Genomic DNA, 25,620 nt, shown 5'->3' with positions numbered 1-25,620 from the left:
TCTGCGGTTCGTGCGAACGACCGCCCCCGACGGCCGGGGAGGACGGCGTGATCCGTGCGGGGGCGCTGCCCGCTGCCCCCGCACGGATCCGACGCGGCAGCACCGGGTGGAGTTGCTGCCGCGTCGCGCCGGGCTGCTCTCCGGCACACACAGAGCCAACACCGTCCGTCGCCCGCCCGCATGAGGGATCGGACCCCAGAATTCCGCCCGTCCCACCCACGTATCCGTCGACCGCCGGGGGCGACCCGCGAATCAGCCGCGCGCAGCCGCTCGGCCGACCGCCGGGAGCACGTTCAATTCCTCCTCCGTCAGCACCAGTTCGGCCGCAGCGGCCGAGTCCCGGATCGTCTCCGGCCGGCTCGCGCCCGGAATCGGCAGCATCACCGGAGACGCGGCCAGCAGCCAGGCGAGCGCCACACGCTGCGGGCTCACCCCGCGCCCGGCCGCGACCTCGGCGAACGCTCCGCTCCCGACCGAGCCCGCCTGCCCGATGCCGCCGAGCGGGCTCCAGGGCAGGAACGCGAGACCGAGTTCGGTGCACAGCTCCAGCACCGGCCAGTGCTGGAGGAACGCCGGCGAGTAGCGGTTCTGGACGGACACCAGGGCGTCGCCGAGGATCCCGCGCGCCTGCCGCACCTGCTCCACCGAGACGTTGGAGATGCCGGCCGCCCGGATCTTGCCCTCGTCGTACAGCTCGCGCACCGCGCCGAGCGAGTCCTCGTACGGGACGCGCGGGTCCGGGTGGTGCTGCTGGTACAGGCCGATCGCCTCGACGCCGAGGCGGCGCAGCGAGCCCTCGCAGGCCCGCTTGAGGTGGGCCGGGTCGCCGTCGACGGTCCAGGAGCCGTCGCCGGGCCGGCCGCGGCCGCCCTTGGTGGCGACCAGCACGCCGTCGGCGCCGGGGCCGTACGCGGCGAGGGCGCGGGCGATGAGGCGTTCGTTGTGGCCGTACTCGTCGGCGTGCCAGTGGTAGGAGTCGGCGGTGTCGATCAGCGTGATGCCGGCGTCGAGCGCGGCGTGGACGGTCGCGACCGCCCGTTCCTCGTCGGGGCGGCCCTCGACGGAGAGCGGCATGGCGCCGAGGCCGATGGCGCTGACGTGCAGGGTGCCGAGGCGGCGGGTGGTGGTCATGCGGCGGCTCCTCGTCGAAGCGTTTCGGCGACGAGCTCGGGCAGCCAGTCGCGGGTGTGGGAGAACGTGTAACCGAGCCGTTCGGCGCGGGAGTTGTCCATGCCGTAGTAGCGGTCGAAGGAGAACGGCGAGGCCTCGTCGCCCTGGACGGGCACCGCCGTCCGGTACGAACGGCCGTCCGCGATCAGGTCGCAGAGGTCCGTAGCCGTCAACTCGCCGTGCGAGCAGGCGTTGACGGCCCCGGTGAACCGCGCCCCGGCCGCCCAGTGCAGGACGTCGGCCATCTCGGCCTCGTGCGTGTACGAGGACGGCAGGTTCGCCGGGTGGACGGCCACCGGGAGCCCGGCCGCGATCCGCTCGCGGTAGTGCGCGAGGCGCCCGGTGAAGTCGTCGGCGCCCAGCACGTGCCCGGCCCGGACGGCGACGAACGGGAACGCACCGCTGCGGGCCAGCACCGCCTCGGCCTGCCGCTTGCCCTCGCCGTACTGGGCCGCCCTGAACTTCTCGTCGCCCCACGGCGATTCAGGCCGAACCGGCCATTTCTCCGCAGCCACGACATCTTCGCCGAGCGGAACGCCGACCGGCCGGGCCTCCCCGGTGTCGTACACCTCGATGGTGGACGTCATGACGTACCGCCCGACCCGCCCCGCGAACGCCCGCACGGCGCCCTCGGCGTGCAGCGGCGTGTAGCAGACCTGGTCGACCACGACGTCGAACTCCCGGCCCGCGAGCACCGCGCCCAGCGCCGCCGCGTCCTCCCGGTCCGCAACCAGCCGCTCCACCCCGGGCGGCGGGGCCGCCGACCCCCGGTTCAGCACGCTCACCCGGGCGCCGGAGTCCCGCAGCCGGGTGACCAGCCGCCGCCCGAAGTAGCGGTTCCCCCCAATGACCAGCACGTTTTCCATGCCCCCAAGTGTTACGGTGCGGCGTCATCTGATGAAGGGGAGATCATGGGAGTTCAGGCGCCGCGACCGAAAGACCGACGGCAGACGGGCCGGGCCACCGACGATTCCTCGGGGCGGCCCGTTCCACGCCCCGAGAGCGCCCTGGACGCCGTCGACCTGCACCTCCTGGAGCTCCTCCAGACCGAGGGCCGCATCACGCTCAGCGAACTCGGCCGCCGCGTCAACCTCAGCCCCGCCGCCGTCGGCGAGCGCGTCCGCCGCCTCGAAGCCGACGGCACCGTCACCGGCTACGCCGCCCAGGTCGCCCCCGCCCGCCTCGGCTACGGCATCCAGGCCTTCGTCCGCGTCTCCCCGCACGCACGCGTGACGGTCAAGTACCTCCGCAGCCAGGAACTCGTCCACCGCCCCGAGATCCTGGAGGTCCACCACGTCATCGGCGAGGACTGCTGGGTCTTCAAGATCGCCGCCCGCGACACGACCCACCTGGAAGAACTCATCGAACTCATCTCCGCCCTCGGCCGCACCACGACGTCCGTGATCCTCTCCTCCCCCGTCACCCGGAACGTCCTGCTCCCGCCGCCGCCCCCGTAGCGCCGGCAACCGGCGCCCGACCGCGGGCTGCGCGCCGCACGTCGCCCGAGCGGCCCACCCCGATGAGCGACAAGCTCATGATCAGAGTGGCCCGCGCCGGGCACCAAACGGCCTGGGAGAGCCGGGCCAAGGACCTGCACCACATGGCCCGGGAACGGCTCAAGCACACCGCCGTCGACGGCCTCAAGAGCGGCAGCTGCGCCCTGGACACGAACGGCGCCTACACCCCCTACCCCCGAACCCCGTCCCGACCGCACACCCACCGCGCCCAACCGACCCCTAGAAACCGCCCCCGCGCGGGGGCCTCGGTGATCACGCCGAGGAGGCCCACGGCCCGAAGCAGGGCCCCGCGCCGTCCAGGATGGGCAGCCCATACTGTTGAGACTTCAACTAGTTTCCGGCTAGTGTGGCCCCCGAGGGCGCCCACCGGCCCCACAACAATCCACAGGAGGAACCCATGGCACACCTCGTCACCGACAACCCCGGGCGGTCCCGTTTCGAGATCCACGAGGACGGCGAGCTCGCGGGTTTCGCCGAGTACCACCGCTCCGGCGACGAGATCGCCTTCATCCACACCGAGATCGACCCCCGCTTCGAGGGCCGCGGCCTGGCCGGCGGGCTGGCGCGCGCCGCACTGGACGCAGCCCGCGAGCAGGCGCTCTCCGTCCTGCCGTACTGCCCGTTCATCCGCGGCTGGATCACCAAGCACCCCGAGTACGCCGACCTCGTCCCGACCTCCCACCGCGCCCGCTTCGGCCTCTGAGCCGCGCCGCCCCGGAAGTGGAGGGGCACGGCGAGCCAGCTTTTCATTCTCGCCCGGTCGGCCGTCATTTAGCCGACGGAACAGCGGAATTGACGCTCCGGCAGGTGATGGACTGCTAGGGTCCCGAGCCGTGGAAGATCATCTGCGCATCGGCATTGCGTCCTTCGGGGTCCGCGAGTTCCAGACCATCCATTCCGTGTGCCGACAGGAGGGGCACGATCCACTGGTTCACGTGTATTCGCGCTCGATGCGGCCCGGAAAGCCGACGGACGACTACGCGGCCGCAGCGATCGGTCCCCTCCTCGGTGCGATCCCCGCCGGCGTCGACCTCCTCGTGCCGGCCGGCTCCGAGGGATTGGCACGCGCCCTCGCCGGTTACGGCCTGGATCTCCTCGTCGTCTACGGCTTCAACTGGAAGCTGCCGCCGTCGGTCCTGGCCACGCCCCGCCTCGGCGTCATCAACCTCCACTGCTCGCTGCTGCCCGCCTACCGGGGGCCCGCGCCCGTACTGTGGGCGATCCGCAACGGGGACCGCCACCTCGGCGTGACGGTCCACCGCATGGACGAGGACTTCGACACCGGTCCGGTGCTCGCCCAGCAGGACGGAATCCCGATCCCCGACGACGTCACGCCGGACATCCTCTGGCCACGGCTGGAACCGGTCATTCGGCGACTGCTCGCCGAATCGATCGGCCGCATTTCGAACGGAGTTCCCGGAATTCCGCAGGACGACGCCCGCGCGAGCCGCGCAGGACTGATGGAAGCGGAGTTCTCCGTCATCGATCGCACCCGCACCGCACGCGAGATCCACAACCAGGTCCGCACCTTCCGTTTCATGGGGCCGGGCCTCGGCCCGACGGTCGACATCGGCGGGCGCGCCCTCCGGGTGCTCCGGACCGCGCTGACCCCGGCCGACGGCATCCGTCTCGACTGCGCCGACGGCCCGCTCTGGATCACGGAGTCGGCGCCCGGCTGACCCCGTCCCCGCTGATCCCGTCCCCGCTGACCCCGTCCCGGCCGATCCGCTCCCGCCGCTCGGCCGCCCGCGGATCGTCGAAGTCCGCGAGGAGGGCCAGCGCCTCGGTCCGGTGGCAGCGGGCCTCCTCTTCGCGGCCCGCCCCGCCGAGGGCGCGCGCGAGGTTGTCGAGCGCACCCGACAACTGCCACCGGTCCGCGCACTCCCGGTGGATCCGCGCGGCGGCCTCGTGCAGACGGATCGCGTCGTCGTTCCGGCCGAGGTCGCGGCAGGCCTCCCCGGCCCCGTCGAGCGCCGTCGCCTCCCGACTGCGGTCGCCCAGCCGCCGCTGGACGTCAACCGCCCGCTCGCACGCCCGCAGGGCCTCCGCGGGCCGCCCCGCCGCGCGTTCCACGTGGGCGAGCCCGACGAGCCAGTGCGCCTCCCACAGGTCGTTGCCCTCCTCGGCCGCGATCGCCAACGCGGCCCCGGCCGCCGCACGGGCCTCGGCGAGCGACCCCAGCCCGCGCCGGGCCCAGCCGAGGAAGTGCAGCGCGTTGCCCTCACCGCTCCGGTCGCCGAGTTCGCGGAACACCGCGAGCGCCCGCTCCAGTGCCTCGGCCGCCGCGCGGAAGTCGCCGAGTTCGCAGCGGGTCTCGGCCAGGTTCGACAGCAGCAGCGCCGCCCAGCGCCGCTCGCCCAGGTCGGCGAAGATAGCCGCGCCGGCCTCGAAGCACGACCGGGCCTCGTCCAGCCGCCGCCGGCGCAGACCGAGCAGGCCGAGGGCGTTGACCGACACCGCCTCACCGAACCGGTCACCGGTCCGGCGGCGGATCTCCAGGGCGGCGCGGTGGCACTCCTCGGCCTCGTCGAGCCGGCGCGACTGGAAGTACGCCTTCCCCAGGTTCTCGTACGCCTCGGCCTCGCCCGCGCGGCTGCCGTCCCGGGTGGCCGAGCCGAGGCCGATCTCGGCCGTCGTCACCCAGTCCTCGAAGGCGTTCTGGTGCATGAACACGGCCCGCAGGACGACCGCCAGACGCCAGGCGAGGTCGTGGCAGCCGGTCTCCGCGGCGGCCCGCGTGGCCGCGACCAGGTTGCCGACCTCGGCGCGGTACCAGCGCAGCGCCGACGGGTGGTCGTCGAAGGCCAGTGGGACGACGTCCGCCGGAACCGGCAGGTCCAGCGCGTAGCGGTCGAACGGCGCCAGCGCCGACTGCGCGTTGTCCGCGGTGTGCAGGTACCAGGACAGGACGCGCCGTCGGACGTCACGCCGGACGTCCGCCGACTCCGTCTCCTGGACCTGCGTGACGGCGTACGCCCGCAGGAGGTCGTGGAGCCGGTAACGGCCCGGGGCGCACTCCTCGACCAGGTGGGCACCGGTCAGGACGTCGAGCCGGCGGCGCGCCTCGGCGACCGTGCTCCCGGCCAGCGCGGCGGCGGCCGGAAGGCCGAACTCGTCCCCCGGGTGCAGACCGAGCAGCCGGAACTGCCGGGCGGCGGCGGCGGGCAGGGCCCGGTAGGACCAGGCGAACACGTGGTGCATCGCGTCCGTCTCCTCTTCGGTCTCCGCCGTCAGGACCTCCCACAGCGCGGACCGGTCCTTGAGTTCGGCGATCAGCTCGCACAGGAGCATCAGCGGCCGGCCCGCCGCGCGTTCGGCGGCGATCCGCAGCGCGAGCGGCAGGCCCGCACAGAGCCGGGCCAGTTCGGCCAGTTCGTCCGGCCGGTCGGCCGTCCGGGACGCGGCCGTCACCGCGCGCAGCAGCAGGACGGCCTCGGCGTCCGGGAAACGCGCCAGGTCGAGCCGGTCCGCCCCCTCCCGGGCCACCAGCCCGGGCAGACTGTTCCGGCTGGTGACCAGGGTCAGCGAGCCCGCGGCGCCGGGCAGCAGCGGGCGGACCTGGGCGGCCGTCGCGGCGTTGTCGAGCAGGACGAGGAGCCGGCGGTCGGCGGTCATCGAGCGGTACAGCGAGGCCCGGTCCTCCACGCCGGCCGGCACGGCCGCGGCGGGGAGCCCCAGGTCCCGGAGGAAACGGTCCAGGACCTGACCCGGGGAGACCGGCGCGTTCGCGTCGTGGCCCCGGAGGTTGACGTACAGGGCTCCGGCCGGGAAGCGGTCGCGGACCCGGTGCGCCCAGTGCAGTGCGAGGGAGGTCTTGCCGACCCCGGCCGTGCCCGTGACCACCACGACGGGCGACGGCGCGAAGACCTCGCCCCCGCCGTCGGCCAACCGGTCCAGGCTTCCCAACTCGCCGCTGCGGTTGATGAAACGGCCGCCCGCATACGGGAGTTGGTTGGGCATCACGCTGAACGAGCGTTCCGCCGGCTGGTGGAAGTGGATTCCGCCGTGAACGTCGTGCGCCTGGACGACGTCCCTCGCGGCCGCGGATCCGGCGATCCGGTTCGACTGCCAATGGCCGGACTGCGCAGAGCCGTTCGGCAGCGGTCCGTTCGGCGCGGGGCCGTTCCGGCCGGATCCGCTCATCGAGCGGTCAGCACCGCTGCCCGGCGGGCGGCGAGAGGACGGCCACCTCCCGGGCGAAGAAGGCTTCCAGCGGCTCGCCCTCCGCGTAGAGGTCGGCGATGAACTGCCGACAGCGCAGGATCAGCTCGTGGTCGGCGAACCTCCGGACGGATTCGAGGACGCCGTCTTCGTCGTAGACCGCCTCGTACATGACTTCTGAGCCGAGGGTGTAGATCTCCGGGAGGAGGCCGCCCGCCTCGAAGCGCGCCACCTGCTCCGGGCCCACGACGCGGATCGGCCCGCCGCTCTGGTCGCGGACGCGGAGGGCGTGGAGCTCCCACTGGAGGTAGGCACTGATCGGCTCCTCCACGATCCGCACCCGGCGCGCCGAGAATCCGCGTTCGGCGATCCTCCGGTGGTAGCCCTCCATGTCGGAACGACCGGCTTCCAGAATTCCCATGGAATTCTCCCAGTCTCCGGCGGCGAAAGCCTCCCAGCTGTCGTACCCGGGCTCCTTGAAGGTTTGCCGGCGCTCCAGTTTCCAGAATCCCAGGGCGTTGATCCGCCAGAAGATTTCCTCGAATTCCGCGTAATAGTCCCCGAGCTCCATGCGCTCCCAGTCGGCCCCGGCCAGAAGTTCATGCATCCGGGATGTCCGCCTTCGCCGCGACGATCGTCGCACGCGGGATGACGACGAGCTGTTCACCAGGGTCGATGCTCACGCCCTCGGGAAGTCTGCCCTGGTAGGAGGCGGTGAGGTCACGTCCGATGACCGCGACGTCCCCGTTGTCCAGCTCCCAGATGTCCGGGCAACTGGCATTGCCGGAGGTCTGGCCGAGCTCGTGCGAGGACTTGCCCAGGCGGCGGACGAAGGACGCGGCGGGGTCCGGTTCCCATTTGACAGCCATGCATTCCCCGTCAGTACGAGAAGAATCGGGGTGACAAAATGTAGCGCAGCCACGGGCGACGGTCAAGGGAGTTTGTCGGAAGAGACGGTCCGTGCCTCCTGTTCTCATGCGCTTAACGGAATTTGGAAATCCACAAACTCGCGTCGTGCCCGATGAGCCGTTGAGTGAACGTTTCGCCCGCGCCGGCCCCGGAGGATCTCCTCGGCCGGCCGGCCGTCCGTCGGTCGGCCAGCCGGCCGCCGGGCAGAGCGAAGAAGGGCGCGGGTGACGGTGGGTCCGGCGGACCGGACGACCGTTCATCAGCCGCTCCCGAACCCGTGGTTGTCGGCGGGTCACCCACCCGGGCCCGTACGACGCGCGAGTCCCCGGGACGGGTGCCAGAGTCGTCGGTAGCGCGCTCACCACTTCAGGGCCGACGCCCCGGCCCCCCAACGTCCGGCCGTCGTCCTCGGGCGGTCCCGTCGACGGCCGCGACCTGTCGCAGAACGGCGGATCCCTCGGTGAAACCCTTGAAGTTGGCCGCTGCCGCCATGGCCGGCGCGGCCGTGTGCGCCCTCGTGTCCCCGGCGGCCCTGGCGGCGCCGCACCGGAGTGCCGCGGTCCAGCCCTGGCCCTGGCCCTGGCCCTCGCCGGGGACCGGTTCTTGGCCCTTCCCCGGCGGCTGGCCGGCACTCCCCTCGGTGCCGACGCTCCCCTCGGTGCCGACACTCCCCTCGATGCCGACTCCGACCGGCCCCTTACCCTGGCCGCCGACCACCCCGGCGCGGCCCGCGCCCGCAGGGCCCGCAGGCCCTTGGAACCTCGAGTTCGCCGACGAGTTCGACGGCACGTCGGTGGACCGGACGAAGTGGTCGTTCCAGTCCGAGGCGGAGGCGGACTGGTCCGCCGCCCCGCTCGGGACGGGCAACCCGGACAACCAGCAGCTCGAATTCGACCAGCCGGCGAACTGCACCGTCGCCGGCGGCACGCTGGACATCACCGCGAAACCGGATGACATCACCAGCGCCGGCGGCAAGCACTACGCCTGGTCCAGCTGCATGCTCAACTCGTCGCCGTCCTACGCCTTCCGGTACGGCTACACCGAGATCCGCGCGAAACTCCCGGCCCCCAAGGGCTTCTGGTCGGCCCTGTGGACGTGGGCGGCGCCCGGGGTCACGCTCCCCGCCCACGGTGAGACCGACGCCTTCGAGTTCTACTCGGACGACCACTCCCGGCTCCACCTCACCCAGCACAACCCGGGCGGAGGCCGCCAGGACGCCCCGCCCGGGTTCCCGTGGCCCGGGATCTCCCGCCCCGGCCCGAACACCGCCGGCCCGAACACCGCCGGCACCGTGCACCGGCCCGCGTTCGATCCGGCCGCGGACTTCCACACCTACGGCGTCGACATCGAACCGTCGGGAACGGACTGGTGGATCGACGGCCGGATGGTCTACCACAGCAGCAGGACGTCGAACGGCCCGGTGAACGTCCTCCTCGACAACTTCGTCTACGCCAAGATCCCACCGGCGCCGGGCAGTCAAGGCCACCTGCTGGTCGACTACGTGCGCGCCTGGCAGCGACCGGCCGCCTTCCCCGGACACTGACCGGCCCTCCGCAGGTGCCGCGCGGGCGGGGACGGCGAACGCTCGCGCGCGGCACCTCGGCCGTGCCGGGAATCCGCACAGAGCCATCCGGGTGGAGCCGCGTCCGGAGGCGGGTGGCGGCGTGCGGCAGGCCTCCGGCACGCGGTAGGTACGTCGGTGCACTCGCACCACACCTTCGGAGGACCCACCACCATGCGCAAAGTCAGCACGCTGGCCGCCGTGATCACCGCGATGATCGGCCTCGCCGCCCCCGGCACCGCGGCCACGGCCGTCACCACGCCGGACGCCCCCTCCGACGCGGTGAGCGTCAGCGGCGGCACCCTCGCGGACGACGGCACCGTGACCCTGACCGGCGGCTACCGCTGCGTCGAACACCCGGGCAAGGTCGTCCTGATCGGCAGCAACGTCGTCCAGGACGGCCACCCCGAGTCGATCGGCGGGTTCAGGGCGCAGTGCGACGGCACCGAACGCACCTGGACCAACACCGGCCGCCCGATGACCGACGGCCGCCGGCCCAGCCCGCTCCTGCGCACCGGCCCGGCCACCGTGAAGGCCACCATGCTCACGATGGGCCCGAACGGCATGCCGCTCCCCCATACCGTGGCCACCGCCGAGACCCCGATCGAACTGCTGGCCGAGTGACACGTGCCGGCGGGCCCCCGCACGCCGGTGCACCACCGGCGTGCGGGGGTGGCGCGGGAGGGCGGTGCGCTTCTGGACTCTTCGGACCGCGGCGCACACCGACCCGCCGCCCCGACCGCCGAGGCCCGCAGCCGGCCGTCGGTCAGTAGGTGAGCCGGGCGAGGAGCAGGTCCGTCAGCTCGGCCACGACCTCGTCGAACTCGGCGGCGACGTAGCCCGCCGCCCAGTCGTGCAGGAGCGCGTTGACCGCGCCGATGAAGGCGGCTGTCGTCAACGTCCAGTCCCGTCCGGCCACTTCGCCGCGACCGGAGGCCTGGTCCGCCTCGGTGGCGAGCAGTGCCGCCCAGCGCGCGCGGCGGTCGGCGCGGAGCCGCTCCAGCGTCGGGTTGACTCCGACGATCTGGACGTAGGCGATCTGCGCCCAGCGGGCATCGCCCGCCGTCACCCGCGCGTAGGCGCCGAGGCCGGCCCGGACCCGGGCGGCCAGTGGCGCCGTCGCCGGGTCGAGCGTGCCCAACGCCGCCAGCACCTCCGCCTCCGCCCGGTCGTTCACCGAGGCGTAGAGGCGCGTGAGGACCTCCTCCAACGTCCGGAAGTGCTCGTAGAACTGACGTGTCGACAGCCCGGCGGCTGCGCACAGGGCCGCCACGGTGGTCCCCCGGTAGCCGGGCTCGCCGCCCATCAACTCCAGTGCGGCATCGAGCAGTCGGCGCTCCCGCTCCTCGCGGCGCTCGTCGACGCTCCGGCCTCGATAGCGGCTTCCGGATCTCATGCCCAAAGTATCCTGGCCGCATGGATCTTTGAAAACGGTCATTGTCAAATCCCTTGTCGTGTACCTGAGTTGGTCCTACTCTCCGGTAGGGCCACATGTGAACCGCGCCGTTTTCACATCGGGTCGCACCCCTTCCACCCCAAGGGAGTTCCCCCATGCGCAACCGACTCAGGAGCACCGTCGCCGCGCTCGCCTGCGCGCTGACCGTCGCCGTCGCCGCCCCCACCGCGTCGGCCGCCTCCACCGCCCCCACCGCCTCCGCCCCCGACTCCGGCTCCGCCCCCGACTCCGGCTCCCCCTCCGCCTCCAACTCCGGCTGGAACGACTGGTCCTGCCGCCCGAGCGCCGCGCACCCCGAGCCCGTCGTGCTGGTCCACGGCATGGGCGGCAACGGGGTGGACAACTTCCTCACCCTGGCCCCGGCCCTCGTCGCCCACGGCTACTGCGCGTACTCCGAGACGTACGGGCAGACCGTCCTCGGGCCCCTCGCGGGCGGCCTTGCCCCGATGGCCGGCAGCGCGGCGGAGCTGAGCGCCTTCGTCGACCGGGTCCGCGCCGCCACCGGTGCCGCGAAGGTCGACATCGTCGGCCACTCCGAGGGCACCACCGTCCCGGCCTACTACATGAAGGCCCTGGGCGGCGCCGCCAAGGTCGACCGTTTCGTCGGCTTCGGTTCCAACTTCCGGGGCACCACCCTCGACGGCCTGGGCGCCCTCGCCTCCGCCATCCACCTCCAGGCGATCCTCGACGGCGTCGGCTGCGGCGCGTGCGCGGACTTCCTGCCCGGCTCCGCCTTCCTGGCGACGCTCGACGACGGGCCGGTGGCCGTGCCCGGACCCGTCTACACCAGCATCGTCTCCCGCTACGACCAGGTCGTCACCCCGTACACGAGCGGCCTGCTCGACGGGCCGAACACCACGAACATCGTCCTCCAGGACGTCTGCGGGCTGGACTTCACCGGACACGTCGGCCAGGCCGTCGACCCCAACGTGACCCAACTGGTCCTGAACCGGCTCGATCCCGCGCACGCCGCACCGTTCGTCTGCCTCCCCTTCTTCGACTTCGGTGTCTGACCCGCACCCGTGACGGTGCGCCCGCCCGTGCCGGCTCTGGACCCGGGGCGGTCCTGGTGGAAGCATGACGCGTAACCGTCAGGTGGCCTCCAGTCACCTCTCAGACTCCCGTCAGGGGGGATCATGCGCATCAGCGCCCGCGTTCGCGCGGCATCCACCGCGCTCGCCGTCCTCGCCACCAGTGTCACCTTCGCCGCCGTCGGCACCGGCACGGCACACGCCAACTCCACGTCCTGTGCCTCCGTCCTCGGCGGCGGCCAGTACATCTGGGCCGGTGGGCGGACGATCGGCAACTTCTACCTGGCCTGGAACTACTGCGACCCCAACAACAAGGTCGCGTACACCGAGGTCAACATCTGGAACACCAACTTCGTCAACGGCAACTGGCACAACGGCCTGATCGACGTGAAGTCCAGCTCGGACCACGCGTCGAACACCGGCTCGCCCCGGCCCAACGCCGGCAGCTGGTGGTGGGACTCCGGGTTCATCAAGGTCGCTCCGAACGTGTACAACGACCGCAAGTACCACGGCAGCATGAACTTCAACGCCGGCGGTCACCAGTGCTGGGGGGACACCCCCACGTGGGACTTCTCCGGCGGCGGGGTCGTCGCGGCCGGCACCGTGCACTGCAACTGAACTCCCGGGGCGGGTCCCGTGGCCGACGGGACCCGCCCCGTTCACGCCGCCGGGCGGCGGACGGCGAGTTCGGCGTAGAGCGCGGTGCCGTCGGCGAGCACCGCGTCGTCGAACTCGGCGTACGGCGAGTGGTTGGGGGCCCGGTCGCCGGGGTCGCTCCCCTTCGGGGCCGCGCCGAGCATCACGAACGAGCCGGGTACGGCGTTCAGGACCCGGGAGAAGTCCTCCGAGGCGGTCAGCGGGTTCGTCATCGTCCGGAAGCGCTCCTCGCCGAACGCCTCCCGGACGGTGTCCGCCAGGAAGTCCGTCTCGGCCGCGTCGGTCTCGGTCACCGGGTACTCGGGACGGAACTCGGCCTCCGCCCGCAGCCCGTGGGCGGCGGCGACGGACCTGATCAGCTCGACGGCCGCCTCCGCGACCCGGGACTGCGCCTCGGCGGAGAACGTCCGCACGGTCGCCTCGAAGCGGGCGGTCTCGGGGATCACGTTGCGTCGCGTGCCGGCCCGGAAGAGCCCGACGGTGATCACCACCGGGTCGAACACGTCGAAGCGGCGGGTCACCATGGTCTGCAGGGCCGTGACCATCTCGCAGGCCGCCGGGACGGGATCCTTCGCCCGGTGCGGCGCCGAACCGTGGCCGCCCGCGCCGTGGACGGTGACGTGCAGCGAGGCCGAGGCGGCCATCATCGGGCCGCGCCGGGCGGTGAACTCCCCGTGCGGCATCGTCGCGACCACGTGCACGCCGTAGGCGGCGACCGGGCGTCGGCCGGCCGCGTCCAGCACGCCCTCGGCGAGCATGGCCCCGGCGCCGTCCCAACCCTCCTCCCCCGGCTGGAACATGAAGACCACGTCACCCTGGAGCCGCTCGCGCCGCGCGGCCAGCAGGTGCGCGGCGCCGGCCAGCATGGCGGTGTGCAGGTCGTGTCCGCAGGCGTGCATGGCACCGTTCCCGGCGGCGAACGGCACCGGGGCCTTCTCGGCGACCGGCAGGGCGTCCATGTCGCCGCGCAGCAGCACCGTCGGCCCGGGGCGTCCGCCGCGCAGCACGGCGGTGACCGAGCTCAGCCCGGAGCCCGTCCCGATCTCCAGCGGCAGCCCGTCGAGCGCCGCCAGCACGCGCTCCTGGGTGCGCGGCAGGTCGAGGCCCACCTCGGGGAGACGGTGCAGGTCGTGGCGGAGCCGGACCAGGTCCGGGGCCAGCGCGAGCGCGTCGTCGTACAGGGAGTCGTGCAGGGCCACGGGTACCTCCGAAGCGAGTCCGAGTCCGGGTCGTGCGGCGGGGAGCATACCCACCGCACGCCCGGCCGACGACCCGCCGGCGGAGGAACACACCGGATCCTCGAAGCTCTTCGCCGCGCGCCGATGAGTTCCGGCGCCGCGACCGGTCCAACCTGACGGGACGACCGACACCGAGCTCGTAGGGAGCACACCTCATGAGGAAGATCACCGCCGGCCTGTTCATCGCCGCCGACGGCGTCGTGGAAGCGCCGGACCAGTGGCACTTCCCGTACTACAACGACGAGATGGGCGCGGCCGTCAACGCCCAGCTCGGCTCGGCGGACACCCTCCTGTTCGGCCGCGCCACCTACGAGGGCTTCGCCGGGGCGTGGCCCTCCCGGGAGAGCGGCCCGGTCGACGCGGGCGACGCCGCGGCAGCGGTCGCCGAGGTGTCCCAGCTGTCCCGGATGGCCAAGGCGCTCGGCGACGCCCGCAAGCTCGTGGTGTCGCACTCCCCGCTGACGTTCACCTGGCGCAACTCCGAGCAGTTGCGGGGCGACCTCGTCGAGGCCGTCACCGAGCTGAAGAGCGGGCCCGGCGGCGCCATCGCGATGTCCGGCTCGGTCTCCGTCGTCCGCCAGCTGCTGGCCGCCCGGCTCCTCGACGAGCTCCACCTGTTCGTCCACCCGATCGCGGTCGGCCACGGGCAGCGCCTGTTCGCCGACTCCGCCACGCCGCTCCCGCTCAAGCTGCTGAGCTGCGAGGCCTTCCGGACGGGTGTCCTGCACGTCGTCTACGGCCCCGCCGAGGAGGCGTAGACGCCGGTCCCGTCCCGCCTCCCCGCGCGCAGGAAGTCGACCGTGTCGACCTCCTGCGCGCGGGGCGTCAAGGACCCGTCAGCAGCGCATCAGTGCTCCGTCAGGGCGGGTGAAGGCGCTTGCCCCGGGCCGTCCCCAGGGCTTTGATGATGGGCATGCACCGCTCGACACGTCACCACGACCGCCCGCCGCATAGTCGGCCGCGGATCGTCGCTGTCGCCGTCGCGGTCGCCACCACCGTCCGGTAACACCGAGCGCCAACCCGCTCGGCGCCGGCCGCGTGCGCACGGGCTCTCGCCGCTTCGTCCGGCCCGGCCCCTGCGCCGATCCCCGCCGTCCGTCCCCCGTCCCGTCGGCTCCGGGGCCGGGGGACGGCCGCGCGAAACACCTCTCCACGCATCACTTCTCTCCGCGCCGACGGCACCGGGGAGCTGCGGCCACGCGCCGCGCCTCCTTCGCACCCCGTCGACGCCCTCCACCCTGGATGGGTCATGTCCGTCTCTGTTCTGTCCGCCCGCACCGCCCTCGTCACCGGCGCGTCCTCCGGCATCGGCTGGGAGACCGCCCGGCTCCTCGCCGGCCTCGGCGCCACCGTCCTGGTGCACGCCCGGACCACCGCCGAGGCGGAGGCGGCCGTCGCCCGGCTCGTCGCGGACGGCGCCAGGCGGGACCAACTCGTCGAGCTGGCAGCCGACTTCACCCACCTGTCGGAGGTGGCGGTGCTGGCGGGGACGGTCGTCAAGCACTACCCGGCGCTGGACCTGCTGGTCAACAACGCCGCCGTGATGGCCCCCGAGCGCTGCACCCTCACCGACGACGGCAACGAGGTCTCGTTCCAGGTGAACTTCCTCGCCGGCCACCTCCTCGCCAAGCTGCTGCGCGCCCCGCTCTCGGCGGCCGACGGCGCCCGCATCGTCAACGTCTCCTCCGCCCTGCACCGCACCGCGTCGATGAACTGGTCGGACCCGCACCGCGTCAAGAAGTACTCGCGCGTCGCCGCGTACGCGCAGTCGCAGCTCGCGCTCACCATGGACACCGCGGAGATGGCCCCGGACGGCTCCGGCATCACCGCCGTCAGCGTCAACCCGGGCCAGTGCGAGACCGCCCTGCTCCCCCTGTACGGACGCGTCGGCGCTCCGGCGGCCGAGGGCGCGGCGGCCGTCGTCCGGCTGTGCCTGCCGGACTTCCCGGTCGTCAACGGCGCCTACTACGACGGCGGTTCGGTCGCACCCACCGCCCAGGCAGCGCAGGAGGAGCGCTCGAAGAAGCGGCTCGCCAAGCTCGCCGACCAGTTGGTCGGCCAGGCCGCCTGAACCACACCGCCGACGCGTCGACCGAGAGGAACAACAGAATGTCCAAGCGCGCCCGCAAGAAGAAGGCCCGGCGGAAGAAGAAGGCCAACCACGGCCGCAAGCCCGCGTAGACCCATCCGGTGCCGCGTGCCACCGGCACCGGATGAGGCCTCCGGCCCCCGGGGCCCGCCGTCCACCGGAGAGGACGACGGAGCCCACGGGGGCCGAGGTGCGTCCGGCCCGAATGGATCCGCCGAGGCGGCGGAGCGGACGGACCGGACGGACCGGACGCAGCGGGCGGACCGGGCGCAGGGCCCCGGGATCACAGGCCGGCGCACTGCCCGCGCGGGCGCCGGTCACGGTGTCGGCGTGGCCGTTGGCGGTCGGAGCGGGCGTGTTGGCGGCGCAGGCGAGGGCGCCGCCGACCGGTGTCGGCCTCGATGCGGGCGCGGTGTCGTCCGGGAAAGGGCCACTGCCGGTCGTGGCGGCCACGGTGACCGTGCCGTCGACGTGGTTGTCGGCCACCGCCGATCGGTGCCCGCACCATCGGCCACCGACGCGACGCCCTGGCCCGGTAGGAGCCGGCTTCGTCCTGTGCATGTTCGTGCCGGCCTGCCTCTGGTGGACCTTCGAACGCCCGCGGGCCGGCCTGACCGCCATGCTCGCCGACGCGCCGGTGGCCACGGGGGGGTCGTCCTGGCCCGGGGCTGAGCCGTACCGGGCCAGGAGCCGCGCGACCGGCACTCTCGGACGACACGCGGTGCCCGCAGCCGGAACCCTCCATACACGGCCGCCCCTGGCCGGCGCCGTCCTCGGCCCGTGCCCTTGAAGGCGGCACCCGGCTGTGCGTGACTGGGAGGAGCAACATCCGCCCGCACGACGGCGAGGTGCCCCGGATGGGATTCATCGGCACGGTGGGGCTGGTCCTCCACCCCGAGCGCAGGTGCGCGCCCAGCGTGGACGCCGTCCTCCGGTGGAGCCGGGGGCGCGGCGCCAAGGTCCTGGGACTGGCGGCCGAGGTGACGCGGATCGGCTGCGAGGCCGTCCCGGTCGAGGCGGAGGAGATGACCGCGAGCGCCGACCTGCTGATCAGCCTGGGCGGGGACGGCACCATGCTGCGCGCCATGCGGATGGTGTCCGGCGGGCACGCGCCCGTGCTCGGCGTCAACGTCGGGCGCCTGGGCTTCCTCGCCGAGGTCGACGTGCCGGACCTCCCGGCGGCGCTCGACGCGATCGACGACCACCGCTTCACCGTGGAGACCCGTTCGGGCGTGCACGCCCGCTTCGGCTCCACCGGGCACACGGCTCTCAACGACGTCGTGCTGGTGCGCAGCCCGGGGCACCGGACCGCGGCCGTCGCCGTGCGCGTGCAGGACCAGCCGTTCGTGTCCTACACCGCCGACGCCGTCGTCGTCGCCACCCCGACCGGGTCGACCGCCTACAGCTTCTCGGCCGGCGGCCCGATCGTCTCGCCCAACGCCGAGGGCCTGCTGATCACACCGGTGGCCCCGCACTCCGCGTTCAACCGCTCCGTGTTCCTCTCCAGCGGTGAGCGGCTCGCGCTGGAGGTGCTGCCGCACAGCGGCGACCTCGCCGTCGAGGCGGACGGCCTGCTGGCCGGCCACGTGTCCCCCGGTGACATCGTCGAGGTGACCATGCTGCCCGACGCCGCCCGCGTCGTCCGGCTCGGCCGCACCACCTTCTACCAGCGCGCCCAGCGCAAGCTCGGCCTGACCGGTTCGGCGGAGCCCGCCTGACGCACCGGCCGCGCGAGTGGCCGACGGGCACCACGGCGGCTCACCGCCGCGACCGGCTCGGCACACGGGCCGGCTCCCGCTCGGGGGCCGGGTGGCGACGGCGGACGTGGTGGGCGGCGACGACCGCGAGACCGGTGAGCGCGGCCAGGACGTGTCCGACCGCGGCCACGTCCCCGTCGGGCAGGCCGTCGAGCAGTTCGGGTGCTGACGCCACCAGCAGGGCCAGCCACACCACCCGCCACCACACCGAGCGGGCACACCCCGCCGCGATGACCATCGCCGCGACCACGACGAACGACGGGCCGGTGTCCACCTCGTACGCGGCGTCGGGCAGCAGGCCGCCGTGCCGGATGCGCCACCAGACCATCCCCTCGGTCACGGCCGTCGCCCCCACGTGGGCCAGCGCGAGCACCAGCACCGCGCGCAGCCGGCCGAGGACCGCCACCACGGTGAACCCCGACAGTGCGAGCAGCGGCCACGCCCACCCGTCGCCCTGGGGCACGAACGCGGACGCCGCCAGCGCCTCGACGGGGTGCCCGGCCGGCCAGGGCCGCAGGTTGACCAGATTGGTCGAGGCCCACGCGCGAAGCCGCTCCGCGTCGTCGACGGGCAGCGCGTGTGTGGCCGTCACCCCGACGGCCAGCAGGGCCGCGTACCAGGCGGCGGGGTTGCGAGCGAGTCGGCGCGCTGCGGGCAAGGAGGTTCTCCAGGGTTCTCGGCGGGCTCCGACGTAGCGTACGGCGCGCGCGACGTCGCGCCGACACCCGGCCCGCCGGCATCCCGGGCTCGTCCCGGGCTCGTCCCGGACTCATCCCGATCATCCGGCCCACCAGGATGATCGTGCCCCTGTACTGGTCAAACACGGTGCGGTTGCGGGCTTTGCCGCTCTTGGTGGCGGGGCAGAACGTACTCGGACTACCCGTCGGCCGGCCGTCCGCCGAGCCCTTCGCCCTCGCCCCCACCCTCACCCCCACCCTCACCCCCACGCACCCAAGGGAGCCACCTCGTGACCTGGGGAGTCGACTACCCCTGGACCCACCCGACGGCCGCCGCCCTCCAGGCCTCCGGCGCGGCCTTCGCCATGCGGTACCTCAGCACCGACGCGTCGAAGAACCTCACCCGCGCGGAGGCCGACGACCTGGCCGCGCACGGCATCTGGTGCGGCGTCGTGTGGGAGACCACCGAAGGCCGGGCCCTCGCCGGGCAGGCCGCCGGCGCCGCCGATGCCCGAACGGCCGCGGCACAGGCCGCCGCCTGCGGCATGCCCCCGGACCGGCCGATCTACTTCGCCGTCGACACCGACACCGACTGGCCGAGCGTCCGACCGTACTTCGCCGGCGTCGCCGGCGTCCTCGGCGCGGCGCGAACGGGCGTCTACGGCGGACTGCACGTGGTCCGGGGCGCCGCCGCCTCCGGGCTCGTCACCTGGTACTGGCAGACCTCCGCGTGGTCCGGCGGTGTCTGGGACCCCCATGCCCACCTCCGGCAGGGCGGCGGTATCACCATCGGCGGCGTCGACTGCGACCGCAACACCGCCACCACCACCGACTACGGGCAGTGGATGCCCGGCCGTACCTTGCAGGAGGACGACGTGCCGTACACCGAGGACCAGCTCCGCGCGATGATCCGCGAGGAGACCGCCAACGCGGTCAGCAGCCAGCCCGTCCGGGACTCCATCGCCTACGCCGTCCACTACACCGACGACAACCCGGACGGAATCCGCACCCTGGTCCGGGGGCTGCCCCAGCAGGTCTGGCAGCACGGCCTGCCGAACGTGACCGCCGACTGGCAGCAGCGGACCGGCGCCGACGCGGTCGTCCCGGCGATGTGGCTGCTCGCCGCCAACAACCCGATCCAGTACCAACTCGCCGTGGCGAAGGCCCAGATCGCGGCGCAGGCGGCGGTCATGCAGACGCTGCTCTCCCACGCCGACGGCGTCGACACCGCCACGGTCACCGCCGCCATCGAGGCCGCCGTCGCCAAGGCCCTCGCGTCCGGTGTCGAGATGCACGTCACGACCGGCCCGACCGTGCCCGCGGTGCCCGCCCCCACCACCCCGACCACCTGAGGGAGATCCGATGCCCGACTCCGTCCGCCGCACGATCCGCACCACCCTCCAGCTCGTCCTCGGCCTCGCCGCCGCGCTGCCCGCCCTCGTCCACACCACGAACCTGCCGTCCACCCTCCCCGGACTCGGCGTCGCACTCGCCGTCGCGGCGGCCATCACGCGGATCATGGCGATGCCCGTCGTGGACGCCCTGCTGCCGGGCTGGCTCAGGATGACCCCGCCCACCACACCGGCCACCACGGACTCCGCCGACGCGACGCCGTCCACCACGCAGCCGGGCACGCCGGAGCTGTCGTGACCACCACGCCCCCGCCCCTACAGGCGGGGGCGTTCACCACGAGCGGTCGCTCACCGGGCGGTCGCTCACCGAAGCGGCGACGCCTCGGCCGTCTCCTGCCCGAGTGAGGCAGTCGTGAGCCCGGTTCCCGGCCCGTACCGCACCAGGCCGGCGACCTGGCCGACCGTCACCAGCAGGAGCCCGCCGACAACCAGCGCCTGAACGCCCGTTCCCCACCCGGCCTGCCCCGTCGCCAGGTGCGCGAGCTGGAGGACCAGCAGCCCCCGGCCGATCACCGCCGCGCCCGCGATGAGCGCCTCCTCCCGCCGGTGCCCGACGTCGTTCGCCAGCGCGCGGAGGATGAGCAGCACGGCGGCGAGGCACACGCCGTACGAGGCCACGAACGCCGGCGTGGGCCGGGGCGTGGCGGCCAGGATGACGCACGTGCCGATCGCCCAGCAGCAGGCGCTGAACAGGCAGGTGGCGCGGCGTCCGTGCCGCACGAGGAACGTCCGCTTGCCGAAGAGGGCGTCGCCCCGGACGTCGCGGAAGTCCTTGAGCAGGATCCGGCCGACGAACCCGACGTAGAGGCCGCCCAGCATCACCAGGTCACGAGGGCCGACGGCGGCACCGGCTGCGGTGAGGCCGAGCAGGTACGGCAGCGCGACGTAGCAGGCCGGCAGGGCGAGCGCCGCGACGGCACCCCGGTCGGCCAGCCGCACCGGGCGCAGCGAGTACCCGGCGCTCAGCGCGAGGGCGGCGACCGTCAACAGCCCCGGCCGGAGGCCGAGCAGGAAGGCCGAGGCGAGCGCGACGACGGCGGACACCACGGCCGTCACGACGAGATTCCGGCTCCCCGCCGCGGCCGTGACCAGCGGCCGGCTCCAGTGCCCCGGCAGGTTGACCCGGTCGATCGCCTCGTCGGAGAGGTCGTTGACGCAGACCGAGCAGAGCAGGAACGCCACGACCGGCACGACGCACTCGGCGAACAGGAGCCGGTCCTCCGCACGCCCCGCCTGGGCGAGCCCGAGCGCCGCGTAGAGGGCGAAGAGCAGCGCGACGGCGGGACGGCCGAGCGCGACGAGGACCCGAACGTGGGCGGCCAGCCGGCGCAACCCCTGTTCGCCCCTCACTTGTTCGGCACCAGTCGGACCGAGCCGGTGAACAACAGCACCATCCCCCCGAGGACCGCCAGCCCGGCGAGGGCCAGCACGGCGGCGAGGGCACAGCCGATGAACTCGATGCACGACATGGGCCGCTTCCCGGACGCGGATCCGCGCCGTGCGGACCGGCGATGCGGTTCGTCGGGCGAGGACCAGAGTGCTCCCATGCGTCATTCCCCTTTGCGGCAGGAGTCGTTGATCCGGCGGGCCGTCCGCCATCGTCCGCCGCCAAGCGCAGGTCCCGCCTGAGTACGGATACTCAGTCACCTCCCCGCCGATCGGCGGGGAGGCGCTGGGTTCCCTCGCCCATGAGGTGTGTGGGCGGGCGCAACTACGATGCATTCTCCGAGGCCGACCTTTGACGATTGAGCCCGAGAGGAAAGACGTGGGAGACAACTCCGAAGACACGTGGGATGACCTACGCCGGCACCGGGAAGCCATCATGTCGCCGGGAGAGGCTGTTCCTGACAGTGTGTTCGGCAGGATGGCGGCCCGCATGCGCTCGGCCCCTTTCCCGGAGGACCTGCGCAACGCCCCGCTGATCATCGACACCGACATCGGCGGTGATGCCGACGACGCCCTGGCCGTCGCCGCCGCTGCGCGGTACACCGGCGACCTCAAGCTCGTCATCACCGGCGACGAGTCCCAGGGACGACGCGCACGCTTCGCGCGCCACCTGCTGGACCTGATGGGGCGCCCCGACGTGATGACGGTGGCCGGCGCCGAGCTCTCGGACACGCCCTACTTCGTCATCGAGCACCTCGTCCCGCAGGACGTCCCGGCGCAGCGGACCGACGTCGTCGCCGCCGTCCGCGAGGTCCTGGCCGCCACCGACGGGCCGGTTCTGTGGGTCGGCATGGCCCCGCTGTCGAACCTCGCCCACGTCCTCGCCGAGGCTCCCGAGGCGGCTGCCCGGCTCCGGGTGACCCAGATGGGCGGAGCCCTGCGCTACCGCAACCCGGAGATCGCCGAGCACAACGTCCGTCTGGACGTCCCGGCCGCCCACAGCGTGCTCGCGGCAGTCGCCGCCGGACAGCTCCCGGCACCCGAATTCATCGCCTCCGAAGTGACGTTCACCCCGAAGATCGAGGTCACGGCCGAATCCGAGCTGTACCGGTGGCTGGCCGCTCCGGGCGCACCCTCGTGGGCCACCCTCCTGGCCGCACACCTCGACGCCTGGTTCACCCGCTTCCACCCCGGCAGCATGCAGCACGATGCGCTCACCCTCACGGCTGCTCTCGACCTCCCGTTCGTCGACTCCGACGACACCTGCATCGCGATGGACGACATCGGACGAACCACCACGAGCGACAACGGCGTCCGGCTGCGCTGGAGCCTCGACGCCGACTACGACGCCTTCATGGCGTGGTTGACCAAGACCCTCACGGGCGGGACGTCCGCCATGGCCACCCGCCCCGCCGACGAGCGGCGTTGACGCCGCAGAGCGAGCCGAGGAACCCACCGCCCTCTGCCCGGGCCCACAACACCCCAAGGCACCGGACGGGCTAGCCGGGCTCGCGCAGCCCGGCGGGGCTGCGAAAACTGGCCGCGTGTCCTCCACCACGATCACGTCGATCTCCTCCCACGAGTTGGACCTCCTCCGTGCGCTGCGGGCCCGGGCTGCGGGCGGCGGGCTGTCGGCCGAGGCCGTGGTCCTGGCGCAGGGGCGGCTCCAGGAACCGTGCGGCTGGCCGGCGGGTCTGCCGCGGCGCAGTGACGGCGGGGACTGCTTCCGCAACGCGTGGCGGATCGCGCTGAAGCCGACCGGGCTGGTGTACGTGGAGGGGTTCGTCCTCGGTGAGGGCGGGGCGGTGACGCGGCGCGCCTGGTGTGCGGACGAGGAGGGGCGGGCGCTGGACCCGACGTGGCGGGACGGGCGGGCTCTGGCGTACGCGGGGGTCGGGATGGCCGCGGAGTGGGTCGCGGCGGTCCAGCGGCGCACGTGCACGCGGACGCGGTTCCCGGGTGTGCTGGACGCCGCCGTCCAGCACGCCCGGGACGCCGACCGCGTGTTCACGTACGGAGTCCCCGCCCCGGCCCTGATGGCGCTCGGCCGGGGGCTCCCGCCCCGCCCCGACACCGGGTGACGCAAGAGGCGCCGGGCGCCGGGTCGCCGGGCGCTACGCTGCGGCGCGTGTTCGAGTACCACGGCTGGATCAACGTCCTGGAGAGTGCCGACGCCGACGACGCCCCCCACGCCGACGCGCGCCTCGACCGGATGGCCGCGCGCATCGACGAGCGCGTCCGGGAGCTCGACAGCCCCTACCTGCTGGACCTCCGCCGGATGAACGGCGGCGTCTTCGTCCACCTCGGCGGCTGCCCGAACCACCGCGACGACTCGATCGTGGCGTTCTTCCGCGAGGTCGGCCGACTGGCTCCGGGTTCCTACGGGTTGCTGCACGTCCGCGACGACGAGGAGCCGGGCCGCGAGAACGAGGTCACCGTCGTCCGCATGGTCCGCGGCCGGCTGAGCACGCATACGGAGCTGCTGCTGTCCCCGTGCGTCCCCGTCCTGGAGGACCCGTTCCCGGGTTGGTGCGGAAGCCGTCGCCGGAGTACCAGCGGCAACAGACGGACGCATGCCCGAAGTTGATCACCGTCCGGCCCGTGCCGACCACGCAGAAGCGTCCGGTCCCGGGGCGGCCACGGGGGAGGCCGCTCCGTGACTGGCCGCCCCGCGACACGTCGCCCATGAGCAAAGGCGAGCGGACCCCTTGCCGGGGTCCGCTCGTCCTCGGGGTGGGGACGGCTACTCCACCGTCACGCTCTTCGCCAGGTTGCGCGGCTTGTCGACGTCGCGGCCGAGGGCCACCGCCGCGTGGTAGGCGAGGAGCTGGAGCGGGATGTTGAGGAGCAGCGGGTCGAGCTCGGGCTCGCTCTTGGGGACGATGATGCAGTGGTCGGCGAGCTTGTCCTCGGGGCGACGGTGGGCGACGGCGATGACGCGGCCGGAACGGGCCTTGATCTCGCCGAGGGTGGTGAGGTTCTTGTCGAGGAGCTCGTCGTCCGGGACGAGGGCGACGGTCGGCAGCTCGGGGCTGATCAGCGCCAGCGGGCCGTGCTTCAGCTCGCTCGCCGGGTAGGCCTCGGCGTGGACGTAGGAGATCTCCTTGAGCTTCTGCGCGCCCTCGCGCGCCACCGGGTAGCCGCGGACCCGGCCGATGAACATCATCCCGGCCGACTTGGCGTACTCGGCGGCGAGTTCGGCGATCGCGTCGCTCTGGTCGAGCACCTCGCGGATCTGGTCCGGCAGCGCCTTGAGGGCGGAGACGATGCGCCGGCCGTCGGCGGGCGAGAGGTCGTGGATGCGGCCGAAGTGCAGGGCCAGCAGGGCGAAGGCGACGACCGTCGAGGTGAAGGCCTTGGTCGAGGCGACCGAGATCTCCGGCCCGGCGTGGAGGTAGATGCCACCGTCGCACTCGCGGGCGATCGCGCTGCCGACGGTGTTGACGACGCCGAGGACTCGGCCGCCCTTGCGCTTGATCTCCTGGACGGCGGCCAGCGTGTCGTAGGTCTCGCCGGACTGGCTGACGGCCACGTACAGGGTGTCGGCCTCGATCACCGGGTTGCGGTAGCGGAACTCGGAGGCGGGCTCGCTGTGCGCGGGGATGCGGGAGAGCTCCTCGATCAGCTGGGCGCCCATCTCGCCGGCGTAGTAGGCGGAGCCGCAGCCGAGGATCTTGACCCGGCGGATCTCGCGCAGTTCGCGGGCGTCGAGGTTGAGGCCGCCGAGGTGGGCGGTGGCGAAGCGCTCGTCGAGGCGGCCGCTGAGGGTGCGCTCGACGGAGCCGGGCTGCTCGTGGATCTCCTTGAGCAGGAAGTGCTCGAAACCGCCGGTGTCGTAGGAGTCGATCTCCCAGTCGACGGTGGACGGCTGGCGGTGGGTGGTGCGGGCGTCCTCGGTGAAGGTGCGGAAGCCGTCGGCGCGGACGACGGCGAGCTCGCCGTCCTCCAGGTGCACGACCTGGCGGGTGTAGCGGACGAGGGCGGAGACGTCGGAGGCGGCGAACATCTCCTTCTCGCCGATGCCGAGGACGATCGGGCTGCCGTTGCGGGCGACGACGATGCGGTCGGGCTGCTCGGCGTCGAGGACGGCGATGCCGTAGGTGCCGACGACCTTGCCGAGGGCGGCGCGGACGGCCTCCTCCAGTTCGACGCCCTCGGCGGCGTGCGCGGCGATGAGGTGGGAGAGCACCTCGGTGTCGGTCTCGGAGCGGAAGACGGCACCGTCGGCGGTGAGCCTGGTGCGCAGCTCGTCGGCGTTCTCGATGATGCCGTTGTGGACGACGGCGATGCGCTCGGCGTTGTCGAAGTGCGGGTGGGCGTTCTCGTCGCTGGGGACGCCGTGGGTGGCCCAGCGGGTGTGGCCGATGCCGGTGGTGCCCTTGAAGCGGGCGGGGACGGCGGCTGCGAGGTCGGCGACCCGGCCCTTGACCTTGCGGAGCTTGATGCCGCCGGTGCGGCCGGCGACGGCCACCCCGGCCGAGTCGTAGCCGCGGTACTCCAGCCGGGCGAGCCCTTCGAGCAGGAAGGGGGTCGCGTCCTTGGGGCCGATGTAGGCCACGATTCCGCACATGACGGGCTCCTCCGTGAGTTGGTGTCGGC

Annotated in this window: 26 protein-coding genes; 15 read left to right on the top strand and 11 right to left on the bottom strand. The window is 73.1% G+C overall.

Annotated elements, in window-relative coordinates; all coding sequences use genetic code 11:
• Window positions 1–252 precede the first annotated feature (252 nt).
• Window positions 253–1,131: an aldo/keto reductase gene (locus tag AB0C76_RS04075; RefSeq protein ID WP_359959313.1), complete on the bottom strand. Its 879-nt coding sequence runs from the start codon at window positions 1,129–1,131 to the stop codon at window positions 253–255.
• Complete coding sequence (locus AB0C76_RS04070; protein WP_359959310.1) at window positions 1,128–2,036, bottom strand: NAD-dependent epimerase/dehydratase family protein; 909 nt, start codon at window positions 2,034–2,036, stop codon at window positions 1,128–1,130. The genes AB0C76_RS04075 and AB0C76_RS04070 overlap by 4 nt, the downstream gene beginning before the upstream one ends.
• A gap of 45 nt (window positions 2,037–2,081) precedes the next feature.
• On the opposite strand from AB0C76_RS04070, the gene AB0C76_RS04065 reads away from it, so the two are divergent.
• The 3 genes from AB0C76_RS04065 to AB0C76_RS04055 all read left to right on the top strand — a co-directional run bounded on the left by AB0C76_RS04065 (window position 2,082) and on the right by AB0C76_RS04055 (window position 4,366).
• On the top strand, window positions 2,082–2,627 hold the full coding sequence (locus AB0C76_RS04065; RefSeq protein ID WP_359959308.1) for an Lrp/AsnC family transcriptional regulator: 546 nt from the start codon (window positions 2,082–2,084) through the stop codon (window positions 2,625–2,627).
• Window positions 2,628–3,084: 457 nt separating this feature from the next.
• Window positions 3,085–3,390 carry a GNAT family N-acetyltransferase gene (locus AB0C76_RS04060; protein WP_359959305.1) on the top strand — a complete coding sequence of 102 codons (306 nt, stop codon included), beginning with the start codon at window positions 3,085–3,087 and terminating at the stop codon, window positions 3,388–3,390.
• A gap of 130 nt (window positions 3,391–3,520) precedes the next feature.
• A complete protein-coding gene (locus AB0C76_RS04055; protein WP_359959302.1) occupies window positions 3,521–4,366 on the top strand; it encodes a formyltransferase family protein in 846 nt (281 codons plus the stop codon).
• Here the strand turns inward: AB0C76_RS04055 and AB0C76_RS04050 are convergent.
• The 3 genes from AB0C76_RS04050 to AB0C76_RS04040 all read right to left on the bottom strand — a co-directional run bounded on the left by AB0C76_RS04050 (window position 4,344) and on the right by AB0C76_RS04040 (window position 7,717).
• Window positions 4,344–6,647, bottom strand: a complete 2,304-nt coding sequence (locus AB0C76_RS04050; protein ID WP_359959299.1) for a tetratricopeptide repeat protein — start codon at window positions 6,645–6,647, stop codon at window positions 4,344–4,346. The two genes, AB0C76_RS04055 and AB0C76_RS04050, sit on opposite strands and share 23 nt — an antisense overlap.
• A gap of 190 nt (window positions 6,648–6,837) precedes the next feature.
• Window positions 6,838–7,455, bottom strand: coding sequence for a DUF6879 family protein (locus AB0C76_RS04045; RefSeq protein ID WP_359959296.1), 618 nt, complete (start codon window positions 7,453–7,455; stop codon window positions 6,838–6,840).
• Window positions 7,448–7,717, bottom strand: a complete 270-nt coding sequence (locus AB0C76_RS04040) for a hypothetical protein (RefSeq protein WP_359959293.1) — start codon at window positions 7,715–7,717, stop codon at window positions 7,448–7,450. The genes AB0C76_RS04045 and AB0C76_RS04040 overlap by 8 nt, the downstream gene beginning before the upstream one ends.
• Window positions 7,718–8,433: 716 nt before the next feature.
• On the opposite strand from AB0C76_RS04040, the gene AB0C76_RS04035 reads away from it, so the two are divergent.
• Window positions 8,434–9,300 (top strand): glycoside hydrolase family 16 protein, encoded by an 867-nt coding sequence (locus AB0C76_RS04035; RefSeq protein WP_359959290.1) that lies wholly within the window; start codon window positions 8,434–8,436, stop codon window positions 9,298–9,300.
• A gap of 192 nt (window positions 9,301–9,492) precedes the next feature.
• Window positions 9,493–9,942: a DUF6299 family protein gene (locus tag AB0C76_RS04030; RefSeq protein WP_359959287.1), complete on the top strand. Its 450-nt coding sequence runs from the start codon at window positions 9,493–9,495 to the stop codon at window positions 9,940–9,942.
• Between the two features lie 142 nt (window positions 9,943–10,084).
• On the opposite strand, the gene AB0C76_RS04025 is transcribed toward AB0C76_RS04030, so the two are convergent.
• The gene (locus tag AB0C76_RS04025; RefSeq protein ID WP_359959286.1) at window positions 10,085–10,714 is read right to left on the bottom strand and encodes a TetR/AcrR family transcriptional regulator; all 630 of its coding nucleotides are present in this window, start codon (window positions 10,712–10,714) and stop codon (window positions 10,085–10,087) included.
• Window positions 10,715–10,869: 155 nt separating this feature from the next.
• Between AB0C76_RS04025 and AB0C76_RS04020 the strand changes: the two genes are divergently transcribed.
• A complete protein-coding gene (locus AB0C76_RS04020; protein ID WP_359959284.1) occupies window positions 10,870–11,787 on the top strand; it encodes a lipase in 918 nt (305 codons plus the stop codon).
• Between the two features lie 123 nt (window positions 11,788–11,910).
• Complete coding sequence (locus tag AB0C76_RS04015; RefSeq protein WP_359959282.1) at window positions 11,911–12,423, top strand: hypothetical protein; 513 nt, start codon at window positions 11,911–11,913, stop codon at window positions 12,421–12,423.
• Window positions 12,424–12,464: 41 nt separating this feature from the next.
• Here the strand turns inward: AB0C76_RS04015 and AB0C76_RS04010 are convergent, their stop codons facing one another.
• Entirely contained in the window at window positions 12,465–13,661 is a 1,197-nt protein-coding gene (locus AB0C76_RS04010) for a M20 family metallopeptidase (RefSeq protein ID WP_359959280.1), read from the bottom strand.
• A 194-nt stretch (window positions 13,662–13,855) separates the two neighbouring features.
• Between AB0C76_RS04010 and AB0C76_RS04005 the strand changes: the two genes are divergently transcribed.
• The 3 genes from AB0C76_RS04005 (at window position 13,856) to AB0C76_RS03995 (ending at window position 17,507) form a co-directional block, all read left to right on the top strand.
• Window positions 13,856–14,458, top strand: a complete 603-nt coding sequence (locus AB0C76_RS04005; RefSeq protein ID WP_359959278.1) for a dihydrofolate reductase family protein — start codon at window positions 13,856–13,858, stop codon at window positions 14,456–14,458.
• 491 nt (window positions 14,459–14,949) lie between these two features.
• Window positions 14,950–15,771, top strand: coding sequence for an SDR family NAD(P)-dependent oxidoreductase (locus tag AB0C76_RS04000; RefSeq protein ID WP_359959276.1), 822 nt, complete (start codon window positions 14,950–14,952; stop codon window positions 15,769–15,771).
• An 827-nt stretch (window positions 15,772–16,598) separates the two neighbouring features.
• Entirely contained in the window at window positions 16,599–17,507 is a 909-nt protein-coding gene (locus AB0C76_RS03995) for an NAD(+)/NADH kinase (protein WP_359959274.1), read from the top strand.
• Window positions 17,508–17,547: 40 nt separating this feature from the next.
• On the opposite strand, the gene AB0C76_RS03990 is transcribed toward AB0C76_RS03995, so the two are convergent.
• On the bottom strand, window positions 17,548–18,204 hold the full coding sequence (locus AB0C76_RS03990; RefSeq protein ID WP_359959271.1) for a rhomboid-like protein: 657 nt from the start codon (window positions 18,202–18,204) through the stop codon (window positions 17,548–17,550).
• A gap of 309 nt (window positions 18,205–18,513) precedes the next feature.
• On the opposite strand from AB0C76_RS03990, the gene AB0C76_RS03985 reads away from it, so the two are divergent.
• Window positions 18,514–19,575, top strand: coding sequence for a glycoside hydrolase domain-containing protein (locus AB0C76_RS03985; RefSeq protein WP_359959268.1), 1,062 nt, complete (start codon window positions 18,514–18,516; stop codon window positions 19,573–19,575).
• A 10-nt stretch (window positions 19,576–19,585) separates the two neighbouring features.
• A complete protein-coding gene (locus AB0C76_RS03980) occupies window positions 19,586–19,873 on the top strand; it encodes a hypothetical protein (RefSeq protein ID WP_359959265.1) in 288 nt (95 codons plus the stop codon).
• Between the two features lie 65 nt (window positions 19,874–19,938).
• Here the strand turns inward: AB0C76_RS03980 and AB0C76_RS03975 are convergent, their stop codons facing one another.
• Both AB0C76_RS03975 and AB0C76_RS03970 read right to left on the bottom strand, forming a co-directional pair.
• Window positions 19,939–20,985: a UbiA family prenyltransferase gene (locus AB0C76_RS03975; protein WP_359959263.1), complete on the bottom strand. Its 1,047-nt coding sequence runs from the start codon at window positions 20,983–20,985 to the stop codon at window positions 19,939–19,941.
• Window positions 20,982–21,104 carry a hypothetical protein gene (locus AB0C76_RS03970; protein WP_359959260.1) on the bottom strand — a complete coding sequence of 41 codons (123 nt, stop codon included), beginning with the start codon at window positions 21,102–21,104 and terminating at the stop codon, window positions 20,982–20,984. Before AB0C76_RS03970 ends, AB0C76_RS03975 begins: the two co-directional genes overlap by 4 nt.
• 407 nt (window positions 21,105–21,511) lie before the next feature.
• Between AB0C76_RS03970 and AB0C76_RS03965 the strand changes: the two genes are divergently transcribed.
• The 3 genes from AB0C76_RS03965 (at window position 21,512) to AB0C76_RS03955 (ending at window position 23,608) form a co-directional block, all read left to right on the top strand.
• Window positions 21,512–22,450 (top strand): nucleoside hydrolase, encoded by a 939-nt coding sequence (locus tag AB0C76_RS03965; protein WP_359959257.1) that lies wholly within the window; start codon window positions 21,512–21,514, stop codon window positions 22,448–22,450.
• A 115-nt stretch (window positions 22,451–22,565) separates the two neighbouring features.
• Window positions 22,566–23,102, top strand: coding sequence for a hypothetical protein (locus AB0C76_RS03960; protein WP_359959255.1), 537 nt, complete (start codon window positions 22,566–22,568; stop codon window positions 23,100–23,102).
• A 47-nt stretch (window positions 23,103–23,149) separates the two neighbouring features.
• Window positions 23,150–23,608 (top strand): Imm7 family immunity protein, encoded by a 459-nt coding sequence (locus AB0C76_RS03955; RefSeq protein WP_359959253.1) that lies wholly within the window; start codon window positions 23,150–23,152, stop codon window positions 23,606–23,608.
• A 156-nt stretch (window positions 23,609–23,764) separates the two neighbouring features.
• Here AB0C76_RS03955 and glmS read toward each other — a convergent pair whose 3' ends face one another.
• Window positions 23,765–25,591 carry a glutamine--fructose-6-phosphate transaminase (isomerizing) gene (glmS, locus tag AB0C76_RS03950; protein ID WP_359959250.1) on the bottom strand — a complete coding sequence of 609 codons (1,827 nt, stop codon included), beginning with the start codon at window positions 25,589–25,591 and terminating at the stop codon, window positions 23,765–23,767.
• Window positions 25,592–25,620: the final 29 nt, after the last annotated feature.

The sequence above is a fragment of the Kitasatospora sp. NPDC048722 genome (genome assembly GCF_040650235.1).
Classification (GTDB): Bacteria; Actinomycetota; Actinomycetes; order Streptomycetales; family Streptomycetaceae; genus Kitasatospora.
This window is presented reverse-complemented; position numbering and strand designations above follow the sequence as displayed.

What these genes read in the sequence shown, in the direction of transcription:
- AB0C76_RS03965 (WP_359959257.1), top strand. Translation starts at nt 21,512, where the DNA reads ATGCGCTCGGCCCCTTTCCCGGAGGACCTGCGCAACGCCCCGCTGATC.
- AB0C76_RS04000 (WP_359959276.1), top strand. Translation starts at nt 14,950, where the DNA reads ATGTCCGTCTCTGTTCTGTCCGCCCGCACCGCCCTCGTCACCGGCGCG.
- AB0C76_RS04020 (WP_359959284.1), top strand. Translation starts at nt 10,870, where the DNA reads ATGCGCAACCGACTCAGGAGCACCGTCGCCGCGCTCGCCTGCGCGCTG.
- AB0C76_RS03970 (WP_359959260.1), bottom strand. Translation starts at nt 21,104, where the DNA reads ATGTCGTGCATCGAGTTCATCGGCTGTGCCCTCGCCGCCGTGCTGGCC.
- AB0C76_RS03980 (WP_359959265.1), top strand. Translation starts at nt 19,586, where the DNA reads ATGCCCGACTCCGTCCGCCGCACGATCCGCACCACCCTCCAGCTCGTC.
- AB0C76_RS04025 (WP_359959286.1), bottom strand. Translation starts at nt 10,714, where the DNA reads ATGAGATCCGGAAGCCGCTATCGAGGCCGGAGCGTCGACGAGCGCCGC.
- AB0C76_RS04030 (WP_359959287.1), top strand. Translation starts at nt 9,493, where the DNA reads ATGCGCAAAGTCAGCACGCTGGCCGCCGTGATCACCGCGATGATCGGC.
- AB0C76_RS04045 (WP_359959296.1), bottom strand. Translation starts at nt 7,455, where the DNA reads ATGCATGAACTTCTGGCCGGGGCCGACTGGGAGCGCATGGAGCTCGGG.
- AB0C76_RS04060 (WP_359959305.1), top strand. Translation starts at nt 3,085, where the DNA reads ATGGCACACCTCGTCACCGACAACCCCGGGCGGTCCCGTTTCGAGATC.
- glmS (WP_359959250.1), bottom strand. Translation starts at nt 25,591, where the DNA reads ATGTGCGGAATCGTGGCCTACATCGGCCCCAAGGACGCGACCCCCTTC.
- AB0C76_RS04065 (WP_359959308.1), top strand. Translation starts at nt 2,082, where the DNA reads ATGGGAGTTCAGGCGCCGCGACCGAAAGACCGACGGCAGACGGGCCGG.
- AB0C76_RS04050 (WP_359959299.1), bottom strand. Translation starts at nt 6,647, where the DNA reads ATGCCCAACCAACTCCCGTATGCGGGCGGCCGTTTCATCAACCGCAGC.
- AB0C76_RS04075 (WP_359959313.1), bottom strand. Translation starts at nt 1,131, where the DNA reads ATGACCACCACCCGCCGCCTCGGCACCCTGCACGTCAGCGCCATCGGC.
- AB0C76_RS04035 (WP_359959290.1), top strand. Translation starts at nt 8,434, where the DNA reads ATGCCGACTCCGACCGGCCCCTTACCCTGGCCGCCGACCACCCCGGCG.
- AB0C76_RS04070 (WP_359959310.1), bottom strand. Translation starts at nt 2,036, where the DNA reads ATGGAAAACGTGCTGGTCATTGGGGGGAACCGCTACTTCGGGCGGCGG.
- AB0C76_RS04040 (WP_359959293.1), bottom strand. Translation starts at nt 7,717, where the DNA reads ATGGCTGTCAAATGGGAACCGGACCCCGCCGCGTCCTTCGTCCGCCGC.
- AB0C76_RS04005 (WP_359959278.1), top strand. Translation starts at nt 13,856, where the DNA reads ATGAGGAAGATCACCGCCGGCCTGTTCATCGCCGCCGACGGCGTCGTG.
- AB0C76_RS04015 (WP_359959282.1), top strand. Translation starts at nt 11,911, where the DNA reads ATGCGCATCAGCGCCCGCGTTCGCGCGGCATCCACCGCGCTCGCCGTC.